This window comes from Roseibium album (assembly GCF_965233825.1).
Lineage (GTDB): Bacteria > Pseudomonadota > Alphaproteobacteria > Rhizobiales > Stappiaceae > Roseibium > Roseibium album.
The window spans coordinates 1,102,101-1,121,108 of sequence record NZ_OZ247583.1; the positions used below are offsets into that span (position 1 = coordinate 1,102,101).

Here is a 19,008-nt window from a genome sequence, read left to right on the forward strand (position 1 = left end):
AGAAACACCTGTCAATCCAAGGAGTGTTTCGCCAGGTGCAGAAATATTTCGCCAAGAACACTGCCGCAATCCGTTTTCTGCATGCGGGTGTCGCACCATTCAGTTCAAGAAACGGACTTGCCCTTCTGGCAGCGTTGTCGGTTCTTGCTGGCGTGATCGGCCCCTTCGGGACTTACGCCGACCTTCCGATCATGAGCCGATTGGTCTACTGGACGGTCATGGTGCTTGGCACGGCATCGGTCGGACACGCCGCGGCAACGTCCCTTGAACGGCTTTTCGGCAGAACCCGTTGGCCGGCATTGGTTCAACAGGGGATGATTTCCATCCTCGTCGCCGTTCCCGTCAGCCTGAGTGTCGTGTTGATCAGCACGGGGCTTGGATTTGGTAGTTTCAGCGGAAACATGGTGTCGCTCTATCTGCAATGCGCCGCGGTCACGGGGTTTGTCATGATTGTGAGCAACCTGCTGCCGTCGGCGGTTAAATCTGAACCGGCGTCTTCGCTGCCGGAAGTCCCGGCACTGCTCGTGAAGTTGCCCTTGGCGAAACGTGGCCGAATTCTGCGACTGAGGGCTCAGGATCATTATGTCGAAGTCGTCACGGAAAGCGGCAGCACGCTTTTGGCGATGCGGTTCAGGGATGCCATTGCTCAGGCAGCTCCCGAACCCGGTCTGCAAATTCACCGTTCGCACTGGGTCGCGCTGCATGCGGTGGCCGGGCGTTGCCGAATGGACAAGCGCTCCGGCCTCCGCCTTTCAGACGGAAGTTTTGTTCCCGTTGGCAGGTCCTTTCAAGCGGCGGTCAAAAGGGTCCTTTCAACCGGATCCTGAACGGAGCCCTTCTGGCTCAGACCATCGCCATGACCCGGGACGGGCCGCCAGTCCCACCGCGGAATTTCGGAGCACCGACGATGAGGGTTGCGCCGCTGGCCGGGAGCAAGTCGAGATTGGCGATGCACTCGATACCCCAGCGGTTGCTGGGTAACCAGGCATAGTGAACGGCAAAATCCTGGGATTTGCCGTAGTCGAGCGACAGCGTATCGACGGCCATTCCGACAACATTTGCGTCTTCCATCAGCATTTGCGCTGCTTCCAGATGAAATCCGGGGAAGTGCATGACGCCGTCCGCGTCGGCATTGCGGAACTTGTCCGTCGGCACCTGAACACCCCAGCCGGAGTTCATGGCGACACAGGCCCCTTCGGGGATGTCGCCATTGGCGGCGATCCAGGCCTTGAGGTCGTCCGGTGTCACCTGCGCATCCGCACTCTCCGTGGCCTTTGACTTGATGTCGACAATGCACAGCGGGGCCACCAGCTTTTCGACCGGAATTTCGGCGACCGATTGCCCGTCTTCAGAGAAGTGCAACGGCGCGTCCATATGAGTGCCGGTATGCTCATTGATGCTCAAGTTATAGAGATTGAAGCCGTTTTTGGCGAAGTCGAAGATCTTCTCCTTGAAGAACTGCTGATCGCCGCCATAGGTCGGAAAGGTCTCGTAGAGCTCGTGGGTCATGTCCGTGACCTTTGAGGGAGCCTGCGCCATTGCCGGCATTGCACCACTCGCTGCGACGGACGCCGCAACACCGGCACCAACCGCTGTTGCCTTGAAAAAATCCCGCCGCGACAGCATTCGGTTCTTCACGGAATTGATGACGCATAAATCACACATGACAGCTCCTTCCAACGTTTACCCGCGAGAATGCTGCCCTGTGCCCCGTAAAAATACCAGTCAAAAAATACGGGCCTTCAGACCGTGATCTGGATCATGCTTGAAAGGAAGCGCCGGTATTGCCACCTGTGCGGGCTTCACACGACCCGCAAATCAGGCTGGTTCTTGCCGGCGAGCGCGGAGCGGGGCGCAATGGCGTTCTTGAGCAGTTCGCTGAGGTGTTCTTCCAGATAATCGACGATCGGCGACTGTGCCTTGGACGGCGTATAAATCGCCAGTTGCGTGGCGGGAAGCGCAGGAAAACCGTCCTGTTCCTTGAGCAGCGTGAAGCCTTCCTGAATTGCTCCGGACGGCAGACAGCAGATACCGGCACCGGAAGTCACGGCCACCTGGGCGGCGGCGACACTTGTCGTCGTGATCCGTTCGTACCATTGGCGTCCGGCACTGGCGAGTGCGCGAAAAGTGAGTTCACGGAACGGACAGGGTTCCGGAAAGAGGATCAGCGGCAGCGGATCGCTCAGGGAGCAGTCTTCGCTGACGGCCCAGTGAAGCTGCTCCTCGACAACGCCCGCAGGTTCCGGTTTTGCCGGTGTGACCAGCGCGATGGCAAGGTTGATCTCGTTGTTGGAGAGCATGTCGTGCAATGTGGCACTGTCGGCGACCGTCATCTCAAGTTTGACGTTGGGATGAATGCGGACAAAATTGCAGAAGATCGACTGAAGCTGCCCGGTTGCGAACCATTCCGGCAAGCCGACATGAACGGTTCCTGTGAGTTCGGGAGCTGACAGCCTCAACCGGGCTTCTTCGTGCGACTTCAGTATTTCCGTCGCGTGCTGAAAAAGAATTCGACCCGCCGGTGTCAGGTTCATCGTGCGCGCGGTCCGCTCGATCAATGGTTTGCCGACCCGCTCTTCCAGACGTCGGAGTTGGGTGCTTACGCAAGGCTGGGTGCGGTTCAGCTTGCTGCCGGCATGGGTCACGTTGCCGGCTTCCGCCACAGCAACGAAGGCTTCCAGCAATTCGATATTAAAACGGCCGATGGTCATTGTCTGTCATCCCGCCTTAACGCCGGCCGGCAGACACCCGCCAGCCTCTTTTCTTGGACAAGTCCGTGATCGGGAGCATAACGTTCTATTATGAGGTTCTTCAATTATAAATTTTATATATGGGGCAATATCACGTAATCCGGGAATTCCTCTTGTCAAAACGGGTATCGCCATGACTCTCGCGTTTACAGTCGACCAGCCAGATCTTGAAATTGAGGTATCGCCCGCGGGCTCTTTGCAATCCAGAGTGCACCGGGCCATCGCATCCCACACGGAATTCAGTCTCGACCGCATCGTTACGCAGGACAATCGGGTCAAATACACCAACAAGGGCCGGGACCTTGAGACAACGGGGCATCTGGATGAGGTGTTCCGGTTGATGCGCGAGCTGAACGAGACCGGCGTGGGTTCCGACACGCTGGGGCGCCTGCAGGCCGATGGCCAATCCTTCAAGGATGCTCTCAGTCGGAGTTGCGCGCAGATTGCCTCGGAATTCGGTGACAAGCGGCTTGTCTATGTCGAACTGGGGCCCGAGCCGGTGAAAACAGGATTTATCCTGAAAACACTCCAGAAGCTTGGCGTTGTAATTGACCGGTACATTGCCGTTGATATCAATCCGATGTCGGTTGCTCACATGCGGACTGCTCTCGAAGAGGCGTTGCCCGGGGTACCCCTGCAGTTCGTGACCTGTTCATTCGATGAGTTCCGCCTGAGCGAGGTGGTCGAAGACAACGCGCCGCCGGCTGTCATTACCATGCTGGGATTTCAGGAAGGCAACGACGACCCTTTTGTTGTCAACGAATGGCTCCGGGACATTGCCAGACCCGGCGATCTGCTCTTGTCGGAGAGCCAGCTCTACACGAAACACTTCACCGAAAAGATACCCTACTTCTATGCCCATCCGGCAATGCAGCGGTTTTCCAGAATTGCCTTCGAGCAGTCGGTTGATCGCGCTCTTCCGACGCTGAACCGGTTCTTTCTCCTGCCCGTGCCGTTTCAGGAGAATGAAACGACGCATGTCGCCATATTGGGAGAGGAATTTTCAAGTACAATCAATGGAAGAAACTTGCACGTGTCCAACTTCTGCCTGAAACTCACTCTTGAACAATATCGCCTCTACAGGGAGCATGGCGGATTTTTCAGGATTACCGGCGAGACCTTTACCGATGACGAGACACTTCACTTCCAGCTCTCCCGCCGGGCATGAAAATGGGATGAAAACCCGCGGCCTTACGGTTGCGGGGCTGGCGATCGTCGCGGCGACCTATGGCCTGGCCAGGTACTGCTTCGGCTTGTTTCTTCCCGAGTTCCGCCAGGAATTCAATCTGTCGACTGAAACCATCGGCCTCATTGCAGGGCTGTCCTATGCCGGCTACCTCATGGCAACCTTTCTCGGGTCCGGCCTGTCGACCCTGTTCGGCCCGAGATTGCCAATCATGCTTGGCGGTCTGGCCGCCGCGTCCGGAATGGCGACGATCGCCGTGGCCCCGGATGCCTTGACACTCGCCTTCGGCGTGTTTCTTGCCGGCACGAGTCCGGGACTGGCATATCCGCCGTTCTCCGACGTGATTGTCAGGCACACCGAACCAAGCCGCCAGAACACAATTTATGCCTGGATCAATTCCGGTACGGGGTTCGGCGTCGCCTTTGCCGGCCCGCTGGCATTGTTTGCCGGCGAGGACTGGCGCCTGGCATGGCTCCTGTTCGCGGGTCTGGCACTCGCGATAACGATTTGCAATTTCTGGACGCTGCCGCGGCACAGTCCGAGGATCGCCAATGCCCGCGCGGCAATTTCCCCGCGTTTTCTTTTGCAGGGCGCTGCCAGGCCGCTCTTTGTTGCCGCATTCCTGTTCGGCATATTCTCCGCGGTCTACTGGACATATGCCGTTGAGCTCCTGTGGGAGCTTTCCGGCAATTCGAGGGACGCCATCGTTTTCTGGATTGTTCTTGGCATGGCAGGCGTTACCGGCTGTTTCGCGGGAGGTTTGGTGAATCGCTGGGGGCTGCGACAGACGTATCGGGTCCTGGCGCTGATCGTCGGCGCTGCCGTTGCGACCTTGCCGTTCCTGATCGGCGTCCGGCACGGGATTTACTTTTCTGCCGCGTTTTTCGGATCCGGTTTTATCGTGATGACGGCGCTCTTCGGAATGTGGAGCATGCGGATTTTCAGGGACGCACCCTCGATCGGGTTCGGACTGACCTTTTTCCTGATTTCCCTCGGCCAGGGTGTGGGCCCTGTAGCCGGCGGGTTCGCAATACCCCTGCTGGGTCACTCGATGCTGTTCGTCGTGTCGGGCCTGATGTGCTGCGCTCTTGCGTTGATCAGGCCCAGAGAACGAGAAGTTGCAGCCGGGAACGCATAACACCGAATTATGGTGGCGTAGGCCCACATAACTGCAATGTGCTGGTCTTTGCGGAAAATAGCGGGCAACATGCTGGCACGCTATGATTGTAAAAACTGATGTGACGCGCCCATGATCGTTCCCAAGACGTCGAATGATGATTTGCTGCTGGATGCCGAACTTTGCCGCGCAATGTTCGAGAAGGATCCGGACAAGATGATTGAGCTTGTTTCGGAGTGGCTGGAATCGAATGGCCTGACCACAAGTGAGGATTTTCAGGTACCGCAATATCTGGAGCAGGTTCTCGCAGGTGCCGGCGGATATCCCGGTACCGGTCGCACATTACGTATTTACGCTTCCTGAAAAACGGAAATATCTGCGCATTTTGTGCAACATCATGTGCTCGGTTTGTTGCCGAACGGTTGACCGTATCCTCGGGGGACGGTCAAACGGGACTCGTTCTATATTTGTTCTTGATTCTCCCGCATTCCTGTGTTTCGCTCAAACCACATCTCAGGGTAGAGGACAGGGTATGGTCAGCCGGGTAACAACGGTCGCTTTTCAGGGTATCGATGCTGTCCCGGTGGACGTGCAGGTGCATGTCGGCCCCGGCATGGTCGCGTTCACGATCGTCGGTCTGCCGGACAAGGCGGTTGCCGAAAGCCGCGAGCGCGTCAGGGCGGCGCTGTCCGCCTCCGGGCTCGCCCTGCCTGCCAAACGCGTAACGGTCAATCTTGCTCCCGCCGACCTGCCGAAGGAAGGCTCGCACTACGATCTGCCGATCGCACTTGGCGTGATGGCGGCGATTGGTGCCATACCGGGCGAATATCTGGATGGATATGCGGTTCTGGGCGAGCTCGGCCTTGATGGCACTCTGGCGCCGGTCGCCGGTGTCCTTCCCGCCGCGATGGGTGCGAACGGCCTTGGAAAGGGGCTGATCTGCCCCGAAGCGAGTGGCGGCGAGGCGGCCTGGGCGGATCCGGAAATGGATATTCTTGCCCCCCGCTCCCTGATCCAGCTTGCCAATCATTTCAAGGGAACGCAGATGCTCTCGCGTCCCGCTGCCAGGCTTCAGGGCAACCCCGCAGCCTTGCCGGATCTTGCCGAAGTCAAGGGACAGGAGACGGCCCGGCGTGCACTGGAAATCGCGGCCGCCGGTGGACACAACCTGCTGATGACGGGACCGCCGGGATCCGGAAAATCGATGCTGGCAAGCCGCCTGCCGTCCATCCTGCCGCCGCTCACCCCGCGCGAGCTGCTCGAAGTCTCGATGATCGCCTCGCTTGCCGGCGAACTGGCTGAAGGCAAGTTGACCGACCGGCGGCCGTTCCGTTCTCCACATCACTCCGCGTCCATGGCGGCCCTCATCGGCGGTGGATTGCGGGCCAGGCCCGGCGAGGTATCTCTATCGCACAACGGGGTGCTGTTCCTCGACGAACTGCCGGAATTCAACCCGCAGGTGCTCGACAGCCTGCGCCAGCCCCTGGAGACGGGAGAGGCGGTGATCGCACGCGCCAATCACCGGGTGACCTATCCCGCGCGCATCCAGTTGGTGGCGGCAATGAATCCCTGCCGTTGCGGTCATGCGGGAGAGCCGGGACATGTGTGTCGCCGGGGTGAGCGCTGCGTCACGGAATACCAGACCCGTGTTTCCGGACCGTTTCTTGACCGGATCGACCTCCGGATCGATGTTCCTGCGGTCACCGCGGCTGATCTGATCGGCCCGGCCGAAGCCGAACCGTCCGCGGCCGTCGCTGCACGCGTTGCCGAAGCGCGCCGCATCCAGGAAAAACGGTTTTTCGATCTGGGTGTTGCCTGCCGGACAAATGCCCAGGCACCTGCCTCGGTTGTCGAGACCATGGCGCAGCCGGATGAGCTGGGCCTGGCATTCTTGCGAGATGCCGCTGAAAAGCTCCAGCTGAGTGCACGCGGTTATCACCGCGTCCTGAAGCTGGCGCGCACGCTCGCTGATCTTGACGGCAAGGACATGGTTGGTCGCATACACCTGGCGGAGGCATTGAGTTATCGCGGCCGGGACGCTTCGCGGCGGGCGGCTTGAGGAAGCACGGCACCACATTCCTTCAATCGGGGTATCTTGCCGAACGGTATGTCCGGACGGAGGCGGCAAGCCCTGGATCTTCTGGTCTCGAGAAGCACCAGTAGACGGAGGAAAGGCAATTGCGGATCATGTCCAATGAAATGATGGATCGCGCGTATGGCTGCCTGTTTGGGCAGCTCGCAGGCGATTCTCTCGGCTCGCTCGTTGAATTCAAGGATGCGCTGGAAATCGCAGACCTTTATCCTGGCGGCGTGAGAGATCTGAAGGATGGCGGTACCTGGAACCTGTTGGCAGGTCAGCCGACTGACGATAGCGAAATGGCCTTGGCGCTCGCGCGCGCAATTGCAGCAAGGCAAGGGTTTGAAGAAAGCAGCGTCGCGGAAGCCTACATTCGCTGGTGGAAGTCTGAACCCTTCGATATTGGACTTACGACTTCCAGCGGGCTCTCTGCATTGTCGATCGGGCAATCGGCAAAATCAGATAGTCAGGCCAACGGCGCACTCATGCGCGTCAGCCCGGTTGGAATATATGCAGCTGGCAATCCGGCGCTCGCGGCCAAAGTTGCAGCGCGCGATGCAGCGCTAACACACCCGCACCCAATTTGCCAATCCGCCAGTTCCGCCTATGCAGCTGCAATTGCGAGCGGAATTGGAGGCGATGATCCGGCAACGATGTGGCAGACAGCCTGGGATTACGCGCATCACAGCCCGGAAACGGCACAAGGATCGAAAGCTGTCCGCGAACGTCTGATTTTGGCGAAATCCGAACCTCCCTATGAATTCTACGATCAGATGGGTTGGGTTCTCACGGCGTTGCAGAATGCCTTCTTTCATCTGCTTTCAAACAAGCCTCTGGAAGAAGCAGTGATCTGGACGGTTGGGAGTGGAGGTGACACCGATACAAATGCAGCTGTCTGTGGTGCATTGCTTGGCGCAGCTCAGGGTGGATCAGCAGTTCCCGATCGATGGTGCGATACGATAGCGGCTTGTCGGCCAACAATCGAAACTGGTGCGGTCCACCCCCGGCCGCCGGAATATTGGCCAACGGATGCTGGGAAACTGACCGAAGCTCTCCTGCTGGTTTCATTGCAGACAAGCTCCTAGGAATCGACCAGGAAGAATGCGGAAAATTGTCGAAGTTTTATCGGCAATCCAATTTCCTTGCATTGCCAGACGCTTCCCCCCATGTCTCACCGTGTCATTGTTGCAAGGAGATAGCGTATGCTGGTGACCACCACGAACACCGTCCAGGGCAAGGAACTGGATTACAAGGGACTGGTAACGGGTGAGGCAATTCTTGGTGCCAATCTGTTCAAGGATCTGTTCGCCGGTATCCGGGATATCGTCGGCGGACGTTCGGGTGCCTACGAGGAAGAGCTTGCCAAGGCACGCGAGATAGCCGTCAACGAAATGTGCCAGCAGGCCCAGGCAATGGGCGCAAACGCGGTTATCGGTGTCGATCTCGACTATGAGACTGTTGGTCAGAACGGTTCGATGCTGATGGTCAGCGCAACCGGCACGGCAGTCTGGATCCGGTAGGCGTCAAAATGGTCGCCGGTTTCACTGTGCAATCAGGTTTTCCGGAAGATCAGCGATCGATTGCTGCCTCACTCTTCTGGTCGGCGTTTCGCGGAAAACTGGAAAAGGTCATGGGACCGGAACCGAAAGCGCTCGGTTTTCTGGAAAGCGTGCTGGATCCGGCTTATGCCCTGAGTGCTGTTGCAACGGACGGCACCTTGCTGGGTCTGGCGGGCTACAAGACGGAAGAAGGCTCTTTTGCCGGCGGGTCGCTGGGCGATCTCTGTACTGCTTATGGGCGTTTCGGCGGAGTTTGGCGCGGTCTTCTGCTGAATATCCTGGAGCGGGATACGGAACCGGGACTGCTGTTGATGGACGGCATCTTCGTAAGTGAGCGCGCGCGAGGACGGGGCATCGGCAGCGCGCTTTTGAAAGCCATCATCCAGAAAGCCGCGGACGAGGGATTGAAACGCGTCAGGCTCGATGTCATCGACACGAATGATAGAGCGAGAGCGCTCTATGAGCGCATGGGATTCGAGGCCGTTTCGAAAGAAGAAACAGGTCCGTTCAAACATGTGTTTGGATTTGCCGCTGCAACACGCATGGAAACAATCATCCCGCACAACAACTGATCGTGTCGCAGGCCTTCTTTCATCAATTGAAGGGACGGCACTTTCGCACATGTTGTGCCCGGGCAAGCAGTCGCGCTATCGTGTGACGCTATGCCGAGGGAGGATGGCATGCGCGATACCGAACATGTCAGCGAAATCGACCGGGTCCTGAAAGGACAGGAGACCGGCAGGGATGAACTTGTGTCCGAAAGCTGGCGGCGCTGCGTCCAGACCTATGGCATGGACCCGACGCGGCCGGAACCGGCCCATATCGTTACGGAGCAGCAGCTCAGGGAACATCAGGAGCAATCGGAGCGGTTGATCGCAACCGCCCGCTCGGGCCTGCGAACCCTTTTCAAGCAGGTTGCGGGGCAAAACTACGTGCTTCTTCTGGCAGATGCCAAGGGCATCTGTGTCGACTTCTTCGGCGATCCCCGGTTTGAGGAAGACCTGCGCAGGGCCGGATTGTATCTCGGCTCCGACTGGTCCGAAGACCTGGCGGGCACTTGCGGGGTCGGATCCTGCATCGTGACCGGCGAGGCGGTGACCATACACCAGGGCGATCATTTCGGATTGTCACACACACCGCTTTCTTGCACGTCGGCGCCGATCTTCGATACGGGCGGAAACCTGGCCGCCGTCCTGGATGTGTCTCTCCTGCGCTCACCAAGTCCCAAGTCGACGCAGAATCTTGCGATGAACCTTGTCAAGGCATCGGCGCGCCGCGTTGAAATGGCCAATCTCATGGCAATGACACGCAGGGAATGGGTCCTGCGGTTTTCCACGTCTGCAGAATTTCTGGAAGTTGATCCCGAAGCAGCTGTCGCGCTTGACGACAGCGGTCACATCACGGGCATGACCCATGGGGCGCTGGAATGTCTCGCCCCGTCAGGTGCTGCCGAATTGATCGGAACCAGAATAGACCAGCACATGGACCTGAATATTGATGATCTGCCGGACCTCATGCGGGGCAGGCCTCCCGAAGAACGTGTTCTGCGCCTGCGAGACGGGCGTGGCCTTTATGGGCACGCGATCGCTCCCCAGTCGGCGCGTGTCTCTCGTCCGCAGGCCATTGGCGCCCTGTCCGGCCCCTTGCGAAATTTTGGCGGCCCGGACCCTGCGCTCGCCCAGATCGCCGCCAAGGTGGACCGGCTGGCACCGACCCAGGTTCCTCTCCTGCTGGTAGGCGAAACCGGCACGGGCAAGGAATACCTTGCAAGGGCGGTTCATGTCCTCGGACCCTCAAACCGCGCCTTTCACACTTTGTGTTGCTCCGCGCTCCGGAAGGAAAAGGTCGACGGGATCGCGGAGGGCGGAGCGGGAACGCTGTTCCTGCGTGGCATTGAGGATCTGGATGATGAAGGACAGGCCCTCATCCTCGCATTGCTCGAAACACGAAATGATCTGCGGATCATAGCCTCGGCGCGCCGGGAGGCTGCTGATAGCGGCACTTTCGAGGCGATCAGACCCGAGCTTTACTTCAGGTTGGCGGGGTCGGTCATCTCCATTCCACCGCTCCGGCACCGGAAGGATTTTGACTGGCTTGTCGATCGGCTGCTTCGACGCTCTCCGAAGGATGTTCGGCTGTCACCGGCAGCCCGAGCTGAACTCGGCAGCCGGCAATGGCCCGGAAACATCCGGGAACTTGCAACGGCATTGGAAATTGCAATGGCCCTTGTGGAGGGGTCGGTTATCGACCTTCCGGATCTGCCGCCGCCTTCCGGCTCAATTCATTCGAAAACCGACCCGGATGACGACCTTGAGGCGTTGCTCGATGCCTGCAGCTGGAACATGTCATTGGTCGCCAGACGGCTCGGGGTCAATCGGTCAACCATTCTGCGCCGAATGCGCAAGGCTGGACTTTCTGGCAAACGCTGATCGGGCCGGTCGCAAACACATTCCGGATCGTATCCCTGTGTTGCACGGTGTTGCGCGCGCAACAGGAATGGACATTTCTTCGGCTTTACTTATTCAATCGGCGTCGCAGAGATGGCGAAACTGCCGTCTCTTCTGCAATTCTTCCAGACAGGATTACATGGGAGGAATAGAATGCTCGACACACCCTTGGTTCATCAGACCGAAACCTTTCTCAAGTCATTCGGAAAGGCACTGCAAGACAATAATGTAGACGAAGCCGTGAACATGTTTCAGGACGATTGCTACTGGCGGGATCTTGTAGCCTTCACCTGGAATATCAAGACCGTCGAAGGCAAGGATCAGGTCAGGGGCATGCTGACGCGGCAGCTGGCAACGATCGCGCCAGCCAACTGGACGATTGCGGAGGGTGAAGTACCAACCGAGGAAGGTGGTGTTGTAACGGCCTGGATCCAGTTTGAAACGAAGCAGGCCCGATGCTTCGGCCTGATCCGACTGAAGGACAACAAGATCTGGACCTTGTTGACCACCATGGTCGAGATCAAGGGCCATGAGGAGCCAAAAGGCTTTCAGCGGCCCCTCGGCGCCAAACATGGCGCCGGCAAGAACAGGCCGACCTGGAAAGAGGAGCGCGAACGGGAAAATGCCGAATTGGGCTACACGGAACAGCCCTATTGCGTGATCATCGGTGGCGGTCAGGGCGGGATCGCACTCGGCGCCAGGCTGCGACAACTGGGTGTTCCAACCATCATAGTCGAGAAAAATGAGCGGCCAGGAGACAGCTGGCGAAACCGCTACAAGTCTCTCTGTCTTCACGATCCGGTTTGGTACGACCACCTGCCCTACATCAAGTTTCCGGAAAACTGGCCGGTCTTCAGCCCGAAGGACAAGATCGGCGACTGGCTCGAAATGTACACCAGGGTCATGGAGCTGAACTACTGGACCAGGTCGATCGCCAAATCGGCAAGCTATGATGAGGCAACCGGGGAATGGACAATTGTTGTCGACCGGGACGGCGAAGAAGTCACCTTGCGCCCAAAACAGCTGGTGATGGCGACAGGCATGTCGGGCAAGGCGAACGTTCCGGCTTTTCCGGGCATGGAAAAATTCAGGGGCGACCAGCATCATTCCTCAAAACATCCCGGACCGGATGCGTATCGCGGCAAGAAAGCCGTTGTCGTCGGCTCGAACAATTCCGCGCACGACATTTGCGCGGCGCTCTGGGAAAACGACGTCGACGTCACGATGGTCCAGCGTTCGTCGACACACATCGTCCGCTCTGACACGCTGATGGACGTGGGACTTGGGGCGCTTTATTCCGAGGAAGCCGTCCGGTCCGGAATGACGACAGAAAAGGCGGATCTGATCTTTGCATCCCTGCCCTATCGCATTCTCCACGAATTCCAGATACCGGCTTACGCGGAGATGAAAAAGCGGGATGCGGATTTCTACGACGGGCTTGAAAAGGCCGGCTTCTGGCTGGACTGGGGCGACGATGAAAGCGGTCTCTTCATGAAATATCTGCGTCGTGGATCCGGCTATTACATCGACATCGGTGCCAGCCAGCTCATAATTGACGGTGAAATTAAGCTGAAGCGGGGCCAGGTCACCGAAATTGTTGAAGACGGAGTGATCCTCGACGACGGCAGCAAGCTGGAAGCGGATGTCATTGTCTATGCCACCGGCTACGGCTCGATGAATGGTTGGGTCGCCGATCTCATGGACCAGGATACGGCGGACAAGGTTGGCAAGGTCTGGGGGTTGGGGTCGGACACGACCAAGGACCCCGGACCCTGGGAAGGCGAACAGCGCAACATGTGGAAGCCGACCCAGCAGGACGCTCTCTGGTTCCACGGGGGCAATCTGCACCAGTCACGTCACTACTCCCAGTTTCTCTCCCTGCAGCTGAAAGCACGCATGGAAGGCCTCGAGACGCCGGTTTATGGACTGCAGGACGTCCATCACCTTTCGTGACGTCCTCAAACCGTATCTTGGCGTAATCAATGGCAAAAAACGGGGACGAAGGTCCCCGTTTACATATGGTCCTCATGACGGCGGGAAAAGCGCGATGGTTACTCTCCATCGGTCGCAACAGTCATCATTAGAGACCTTCAAACAAGGCTGTCGACAAATAGCGTTCAGCAAAGGACGGAATGATAACTACAATGGACTTTCCCTCCATGCCGTCTCGCAGGCCAACCCGGATGGCGGCAGTCAGCGCCGCCCCGGAGGATATGCCGACGGGCAAACCTTCCATCTTTGCGACTTCCCGGGCCATGGCAAAGGCATCTTCGTTGGAGACCGTAGCGACTTCGTCATAGACCCCGGTATCCAGAACGCCGGGTACAAAGCCCGCGCCGATGCCTTGGATTTTGTGAGGTCCGGGCTCGCCACCGGACAGGATCGGGCTGTCCGTCGGCTCGACGGCGACCACATGCATGTCCGGTTTTCGCTGTTTCAGAACCTGGGAAACACCGGTGATCGTGCCTCCTGTGCCTATTCCGGACACGAAGACGTCGATAGCGCCGTCGGTATCGTTCCAGATCTCCTCCGCTGTCGTGTTGCGATGGATTTCGGGATTTGCCGGGTTTTCAAACTGTTGCGGTATCACTGCCCCGGCGATCTCGTTGACGAGTTCCTCGGCGCGTGCAATAGCGCCCTTCATGCCCTTGGCACCATCGGTCAGCTCCAGTTCGGCGCCGAGGATCTTGAGCATCTTCCGACGCTCGACAGACATTGTTTCGGGCATGACCAGGATGAGGCGATAGCCCTTTGCCGCTGCAACGAAGGCAAGCGCGATGCCGGTATTGCCGGAGGTCGGTTCCACCAGCGTGGACTTTCCCGGTGCAATGCGACCATCCCGTTCCATTGCCTCGATCATGGCGACGCCGATCCGGTCCTTGACGCTGGCGATGGGGTTGAAGAATTCAAGCTTGGCAAGCAGGTTGCCCTTTACACCATGGGCCTTGGCCAGACGGTCCAGCCGCACGATCGGCGTATCGCCAATAGTTTCGGTAATCGAAGCATAGATCTTTCCGCGACCGCTGGTTTTCATCGTCATGGCACTTCTCCCTGGCTTGACCGACCTCTTAGATGGTGTCCGTCGTAATAGGTTTTAAAGGACCCGTCATCCCCGGAGGCGAGAAACCCCTTGTTCCGCCACCTTTTCACGCGCCGGAAACAAGTAGGCCGGGCAGGTCCGACATGCGTTCGAACAGGATGGCACCGGCCTCGCGCAATGCGTCGCGGTCACAGACCGGATCATCGACATAGGCATAGACGCGCATTCCTGCAGCCTTCGCAGCCATCACGCCCGGGAGGCTGTCTTCGACGACAACGCATGTCTCGGGCGTGTGTCCCATGGACCTTGCCGCCAGCAAGAATATGTCGGGTGCCGGTTTTCCTTTCGCGCAATCCTGCGAGGAATAGAGCTTGTCTTTCAGGCGCTCCAGAAGGCCAGCACTGCCGAGCGTCGAGTGCATTTTCTCGTATTTGCCCGATGAACCGACACAATATGGAATTCCGCGCTGGTCGAGCATGTCCATGACTTTCGCGACCCCCGGCACTTGAGAAACGCCAGATTTGAAACTCTCAAGGTCACGGGCGCGAAGCTGAACCAGCCAATCGGAAGGAAGCTTCCGGCCAAGCTCCTGTTCAACCGTCTCCTGTACCGCTTCCAGTGTCCGCCCCATGAAGCGCTTCTGGCATTCCGGACCGGTCATCGGACAACCGTATTCGGTCAAGAGTGCGGCCATGGTCCGGTTTGTCAGGCGTTCGGTATCCACCAGAACACCGTCACAGTCGAAAATGACCAGATGTGGTGTCATTGGAATGGCTGTTCCTCAATTGCGGCCGGTCGAACCGAAACCACCCACACCACGCTCGGTGTCGGACAGGACCGCGACTTCGGTGATCTCGGCCTGAAGCACCGGAGCGATTACCATCTGTGCGATTCGCTCTCCGCGCGTAATCTCGAAAGGAGCATCTCCCAGATTGATCAGGATAACCTTGACCTCGCCACGATAATCCGCGTCGATCGTGCCTGGCGTGTTGAGGACCGTAACGCCGTGTTTGGCCGCGAGACCGGACCGTGGACGAACCTGGGCTTCGAATCCGGCCGGCAGCGCCATGGAAAGACCGGTTGGTACCAGTGCACGTTGTCCCGGGGCGAGAATCACGGGGTCGTCGACTGCCGCGAGAAGGTCGAGACCGGCTGCCAGTTCCGACTGGTAGGCGGGCAGGGGCAGGTCCTTGCCATGTTCGAGGCGTTTCAGTTGCAGGGTCGCGTGCATTCTTTTGTCCAGAGTTGGAAGGCCAATCGCTGCGTGATATTCGGCACCTCCTGTCAAGATTGGCAAGGGTGTTTTTTTGTTTCGCAGAAAATTCAGCTAACGCCTTGAAGTTTAGAGAATCTCCTGAAACACTCTGCCCCGAAGTAATGTTGCCTTGGTTGGGAGATTTGCAACATGAGACGTTTGATTTTCGCATTCACGACAGGTGTTTTGTTGGCAACCGCCCCGGCGGCATTTGCGCAGACGGTGGGGTTCGCTGAGGCGATCAAGATCCTGTCTGCAAGTTGCGGCAAGGACATTAACGCATACTGCAAGACCGCGACGCTGGCCAACAATGGTATCGGCAAGTGCCTGGACCAGAACCAGGCCAAGGTCTCCCAGAAGTGCAACGCGGACCGTGCCGTGGTCGCTACCCTCATTCAGGAGCGGCTCGCGGCACAGGCAGCCGCGCCCAAGATCTGTCAGCGTGACGCCGCGCAATACTGCAAAGGCGTCAAGCCCGGTGCCGGACACGTTCTGCGTTGCCTCCTGAAGGCACAGCCTTCCGTCGGCAAAAAATGTAACACCGCCATCGATCTGGCTGGATACCGCTAAGAAATCCCGGGAGAAAATTTATGAAGAAGATCCTTTTCGCCGGTATCTCGGCTGCTCTGCTTGCTGTCTCCGTTTCCGGTGCCGCCGCCCAGACGAAGCTCAACCGGAACGAAATCATCAACTCGCTTCAGGGCGCCCAGCAGAAGGTCGATGTCAGCGCCGACGAGCTGCAGAAGGCTGCCTTTGAGAACATCCAGAAATATCCTGGAGCCAACTCGCCCGGAAATCTGCCGTTGTGGGACAAGCTTGCGTCTTTGCGTCAGTTCAACGTGGAAATCACCTTCGACCTGAACTCGGCGCGCATTCGTCCAGAGTCCTATGAAACGGTCGGCGTGATCGCAGATGCACTGCATACGCCCTATCTGCAGGGTCAGACCTTCTTCATTGTCGGGCACACCGATGCGACCGGTCCGCGTGACTACAATCTGGAACTCTCCATCAAGCGCGCGCAGTCGGTCCGCGAAGCACTCGTGACCACGTTCCAGGTTCCGGGGAAATATCTGCAGGCCGTCGGCCTTGGCGAGGAGCAGCTGAGAGATCCGTCCAAACCGGATTCCGGCATCAATCGCCGTGTTCAATTGATCAACGTCGGCTACCGCTAAGCCCGGTTTCCGCGCGATTCATGACCGCTCCCGGACACTCGGGAGCGGTTTTTCTTTGCGATTGTTCCTGAATCGGGAACAGGCCTTCTTCAAAAACGAACCTTCCGATCATCCCGAAGCTCTCTATCTTCAGGGAAGTTTCAAAATCAATTGCATGAAGGAGAGCCTGTATGTCCGAGGCTCAAAAGCCCATATCCCCTGTCTTTTTTGCCCACGGCGCCCCGACACTGGCAATAGAGGACACATCGGCAAGCCGATTCCTGAAATCCTTTGCGGACAGCAGGAGCTGGCCGGATGCCATATTGATCCTGTCTGCCCATTGGGAAACCGAGGGGTTGAAACTCTCGGCCCCGGGTCCGCTGCGTACCTACCATGATTTCCGCGGGTTTCCGCCCGAGCTCCATGAAATGTCCTATCCGGCCAGAGCCGACGAAGACCGGGTTGACGAAACGGCGAGACTGCTTGAGGACGCCGGTTATGAAGTCGAACTCGATGGCGACCGGGGCCTTGATCATGGTGCCTGGGTGCCCCTGTCCCTTGCATTTCCCCGGGCGAACATTCCGGTTACCGCGCTGTCGCTTCCCGATGGAAGCACGCCGGAAACCGTCTACGAGCTGGGCAGAACGGTTGCACCTCTGAAGGAAACAGGTGTCCTGATTGCCGGTTCCGGAAGCACGACGCATAATCTGGGGGATATCAGGCCTCAGGGCTCGGATGCCCCGGACTGGGCAAGGAATTTTGATCGCTGGCTCGACGACGGTTTGGAGGCCGGATCGATTGACTATTTCAGGGATCTGGAGGCCGTCCCGGACTTCCGGCGAAATCATCCGACCGAGGAGCACCTCTTGCCGCTGTTTTTTGCCTTCGGTGCTGCCGGCCAGGAGGCCCGCGCCGAACTTCTGCACCGCAGCTATGAATACGGGTCAATCAGCATGAGCTACTTCCGCTTCGCGGCCGAGGCAGCCTGAAAGGCTGTTAAGGATCTGACTGGCAGTGGCTTGTCGCGGCGCGGGAATTGCGAAATGCCTTACCCGTATTCGGGATCTGGGGTTTCCGGACCCCGGCAGTTGACCTCAAGCGGGTTCGTCCTCGCTTCCAGGCAGGTATCCTTTATTCACTGATGCTCGAATGGGTGGATCGTCTCACATCGCGACGGCCGATCATCCATCCAGCGCAGCCGCCGCCCGGGCAACAATCTGCCGGGCGACCTCAGCCTTGTTCATCTCGGGCCAGTCTTCCACGCCATCCCGGCTGACGAGGCGCACCGTATTGGCATCGCCACCCATGATTCCCGTTTCCGGGCTGACATCGTTGGCGATGATCCAGTCGGCGTTTTTCCGCTCCAGCTTCGAGCGGGCATTGTCAATCAGGTTCTGTGTTTCAGCGGCAAAGCCGATCAGCAGTTTAGGGCGCAGACTTTCGTGATGTCCGACCGTTGCCAGAATATCGGGATTCTCGACGAGCCCGAGCGCCGGTGGCTTGCCGCTACCGTCTTTCTTGATCTTCTGCGCACCTTCGGACGCGACTCGCCAATCGGCCACTGCGGCTGCCATGATCGCTATGTCGGCAGGAAGGCATGATTTGACGGCAGAAAGCATGTCCGCCGCCGACTCAACACGAATTGTGTCGATATTGTCGGGATCTGCCAGGTCAACCGGACCGGACACCAGCGTCACGCGCGCACCTGCTTCATAGGCGGCCACCGCCAGAGCGTGGCCCTGTTTGCCCGATGAACGGTTCGCGATATAGCGCACGGGATCGATGGGCTCGTGGGTCGGGCCGGAAGTGATCAGGACATGCTTGCCGGCCAGCGGAAGACGGTTCTGCCTGATTTCCTCATCGCGCAAAACCGCCGAGGCAGCGGCTACGATCTCCAGGGGGTCGCTCATCCGGCCGACACCGGCTTCACCCTTTTCTGCCATCTCGCCTCTCGCAGGTCCAACGAACCTGATGCCGCGTTCTTGCAGGATGGTGATGTTGCGTGTCGTCGCAGCGTTGTGCCACATCTTTGGATTCATCGCTGGTGCGACAAGAACGGGTTTGTCCGTCGCCAGCAGCACGGCTGTGGCAAGATCGTCGGCAATACCGTGAGCCGTCTTGGCCATCAGGTTTGCCGTTGCCGGCGCAATCAGGACGAGGTCATGGTCCCGCGCCAGTCGGATGTGGCCGACATCGTGTTCGGCCTCCCGGTCGAACAGGCTTGTGAAGACTTTCTCGGCTGAAAGCGCACCTACGGCAAGCGGAGTGATGAACTCCTGAGCGCCTGCGGTCATGACCGGGATAACACGCGCACCACGTTCCTTGAGCCGCCGGATGAGATCAAGCGACTTGTAGGCGGCAATTCCGCCGCTGATGATCAACACGATCTGCTTGCCGTTGAGCATGGAGGCTAGAGCCCTTTAGAA

General features: G+C 58.4%; 19 protein-coding genes. 13 read left to right on the forward strand and 6 right to left on the reverse strand.

All coding sequences use genetic code 11. The features are described 5' to 3' along the window. The first annotated feature begins 35 nt into the window (after window positions 1–35). The gene (locus tag ACO6TI_RS05200) at window positions 36–827 is read left to right on the forward strand and encodes a LytTR family DNA-binding domain-containing protein (protein ID WP_422384480.1); all 792 of its coding nucleotides are present in this window, start codon (window positions 36–38) and stop codon (window positions 825–827) included. Between the two features lie 16 nt (window positions 828–843). On the opposite strand, the gene ACO6TI_RS05205 is transcribed toward ACO6TI_RS05200, so the two are convergent. Together ACO6TI_RS05205 and ACO6TI_RS05210 are read right to left on the reverse strand one after the other, a co-directional pair. Further along, window positions 844–1,665, reverse strand: coding sequence for a cyclase family protein (locus tag ACO6TI_RS05205; protein ID WP_055115380.1), 822 nt, complete (start codon window positions 1,663–1,665; stop codon window positions 844–846). Between the two features lie 137 nt (window positions 1,666–1,802). Then, window positions 1,803–2,711, reverse strand: a complete 909-nt coding sequence (locus tag ACO6TI_RS05210) for a LysR family transcriptional regulator (RefSeq protein ID WP_055115382.1) — start codon at window positions 2,709–2,711, stop codon at window positions 1,803–1,805. 172 nt (window positions 2,712–2,883) lie between these two features. On the opposite strand from ACO6TI_RS05210, the gene ACO6TI_RS05215 reads away from it, so the two are divergent. The 9 genes from ACO6TI_RS05215 (at window position 2,884) to ACO6TI_RS05255 (ending at window position 13,089) form a co-directional block, all read left to right on the forward strand. Beyond that, window positions 2,884–3,918, forward strand: a complete 1,035-nt coding sequence (locus ACO6TI_RS05215) for an L-histidine N(alpha)-methyltransferase (protein ID WP_196893357.1) — start codon at window positions 2,884–2,886, stop codon at window positions 3,916–3,918. A 7-nt stretch (window positions 3,919–3,925) separates the two neighbouring features. Further along, entirely contained in the window at window positions 3,926–5,074 is a 1,149-nt protein-coding gene (locus ACO6TI_RS05220) for an MFS transporter (RefSeq protein ID WP_196878009.1), read from the forward strand. Window positions 5,075–5,185: 111 nt separating this feature from the next. Further along, entirely contained in the window at window positions 5,186–5,416 is a 231-nt protein-coding gene (locus ACO6TI_RS05225) for a hypothetical protein (protein ID WP_055115388.1), read from the forward strand. 169 nt (window positions 5,417–5,585) lie between these two features. Further along, window positions 5,586–7,112: a YifB family Mg chelatase-like AAA ATPase gene (locus tag ACO6TI_RS05230; RefSeq protein WP_104703146.1), complete on the forward strand. Its 1,527-nt coding sequence runs from the start codon at window positions 5,586–5,588 to the stop codon at window positions 7,110–7,112. Window positions 7,113–7,240: 128 nt separating this feature from the next. After that, on the forward strand, window positions 7,241–8,215 hold the full coding sequence (locus tag ACO6TI_RS05235) for an ADP-ribosylglycohydrolase family protein (RefSeq protein WP_422384481.1): 975 nt from the start codon (window positions 7,241–7,243) through the stop codon (window positions 8,213–8,215). A gap of 117 nt (window positions 8,216–8,332) precedes the next feature. Next, window positions 8,333–8,650 carry a heavy metal-binding domain-containing protein gene (locus tag ACO6TI_RS05240; RefSeq protein WP_055115394.1) on the forward strand — a complete coding sequence of 106 codons (318 nt, stop codon included), beginning with the start codon at window positions 8,333–8,335 and terminating at the stop codon, window positions 8,648–8,650. Between the two features lie 8 nt (window positions 8,651–8,658). Next, window positions 8,659–9,261, forward strand: coding sequence for a GNAT family N-acetyltransferase (locus tag ACO6TI_RS05245; protein ID WP_422384482.1), 603 nt, complete (start codon window positions 8,659–8,661; stop codon window positions 9,259–9,261). A gap of 108 nt (window positions 9,262–9,369) precedes the next feature. Then, window positions 9,370–11,118 carry a sigma-54-dependent Fis family transcriptional regulator gene (locus tag ACO6TI_RS05250; RefSeq protein ID WP_055115710.1) on the forward strand — a complete coding sequence of 583 codons (1,749 nt, stop codon included), beginning with the start codon at window positions 9,370–9,372 and terminating at the stop codon, window positions 11,116–11,118. A 171-nt stretch (window positions 11,119–11,289) separates the two neighbouring features. After that, on the forward strand, window positions 11,290–13,089 hold the full coding sequence (locus ACO6TI_RS05255) for an NAD(P)-binding domain-containing protein (protein ID WP_422384483.1): 1,800 nt from the start codon (window positions 11,290–11,292) through the stop codon (window positions 13,087–13,089). Between the two features lie 127 nt (window positions 13,090–13,216). On the opposite strand, the gene cysK is transcribed toward ACO6TI_RS05255, so the two are convergent. The 3 genes from cysK to dut all read right to left on the reverse strand — a co-directional run bounded on the left by cysK (window position 13,217) and on the right by dut (window position 15,407). After that, window positions 13,217–14,176, reverse strand: a complete 960-nt coding sequence (gene cysK, locus ACO6TI_RS05260; RefSeq protein WP_422384484.1) for a cysteine synthase A — start codon at window positions 14,174–14,176, stop codon at window positions 13,217–13,219. A 106-nt stretch (window positions 14,177–14,282) separates the two neighbouring features. Then, window positions 14,283–14,942 carry an HAD family hydrolase gene (locus ACO6TI_RS05265; protein WP_196916911.1) on the reverse strand — a complete coding sequence of 220 codons (660 nt, stop codon included), beginning with the start codon at window positions 14,940–14,942 and terminating at the stop codon, window positions 14,283–14,285. A 15-nt stretch (window positions 14,943–14,957) separates the two neighbouring features. Next, window positions 14,958–15,407, reverse strand: a complete 450-nt coding sequence (gene dut, locus ACO6TI_RS05270) for a dUTP diphosphatase (protein WP_055115712.1) — start codon at window positions 15,405–15,407, stop codon at window positions 14,958–14,960. Window positions 15,408–15,581: 174 nt separating this feature from the next. On the opposite strand from dut, the gene ACO6TI_RS05275 reads away from it, so the two are divergent. From ACO6TI_RS05275 to ACO6TI_RS05285, 3 genes are all read left to right on the forward strand, one after another. Further along, the gene (locus ACO6TI_RS05275; RefSeq protein WP_051644919.1) at window positions 15,582–16,001 is read left to right on the forward strand and encodes a hypothetical protein; all 420 of its coding nucleotides are present in this window, start codon (window positions 15,582–15,584) and stop codon (window positions 15,999–16,001) included. A gap of 20 nt (window positions 16,002–16,021) precedes the next feature. Continuing rightward, window positions 16,022–16,603, forward strand: coding sequence for an OmpA family protein (locus ACO6TI_RS05280; RefSeq protein WP_055115404.1), 582 nt, complete (start codon window positions 16,022–16,024; stop codon window positions 16,601–16,603). A 170-nt stretch (window positions 16,604–16,773) separates the two neighbouring features. Further along, the gene (locus ACO6TI_RS05285) at window positions 16,774–17,571 is read left to right on the forward strand and encodes a DODA-type extradiol aromatic ring-opening family dioxygenase (RefSeq protein WP_422384485.1); all 798 of its coding nucleotides are present in this window, start codon (window positions 16,774–16,776) and stop codon (window positions 17,569–17,571) included. Window positions 17,572–17,763: 192 nt separating this feature from the next. Here the strand turns inward: ACO6TI_RS05285 and coaBC are convergent, their stop codons facing one another. Further along, window positions 17,764–18,987, reverse strand: coding sequence for a bifunctional phosphopantothenoylcysteine decarboxylase/phosphopantothenate--cysteine ligase CoaBC (gene coaBC, locus ACO6TI_RS05290; protein WP_422384486.1), 1,224 nt, complete (start codon window positions 18,985–18,987; stop codon window positions 17,764–17,766). Window positions 18,988–19,008: the final 21 nt, after the last annotated feature.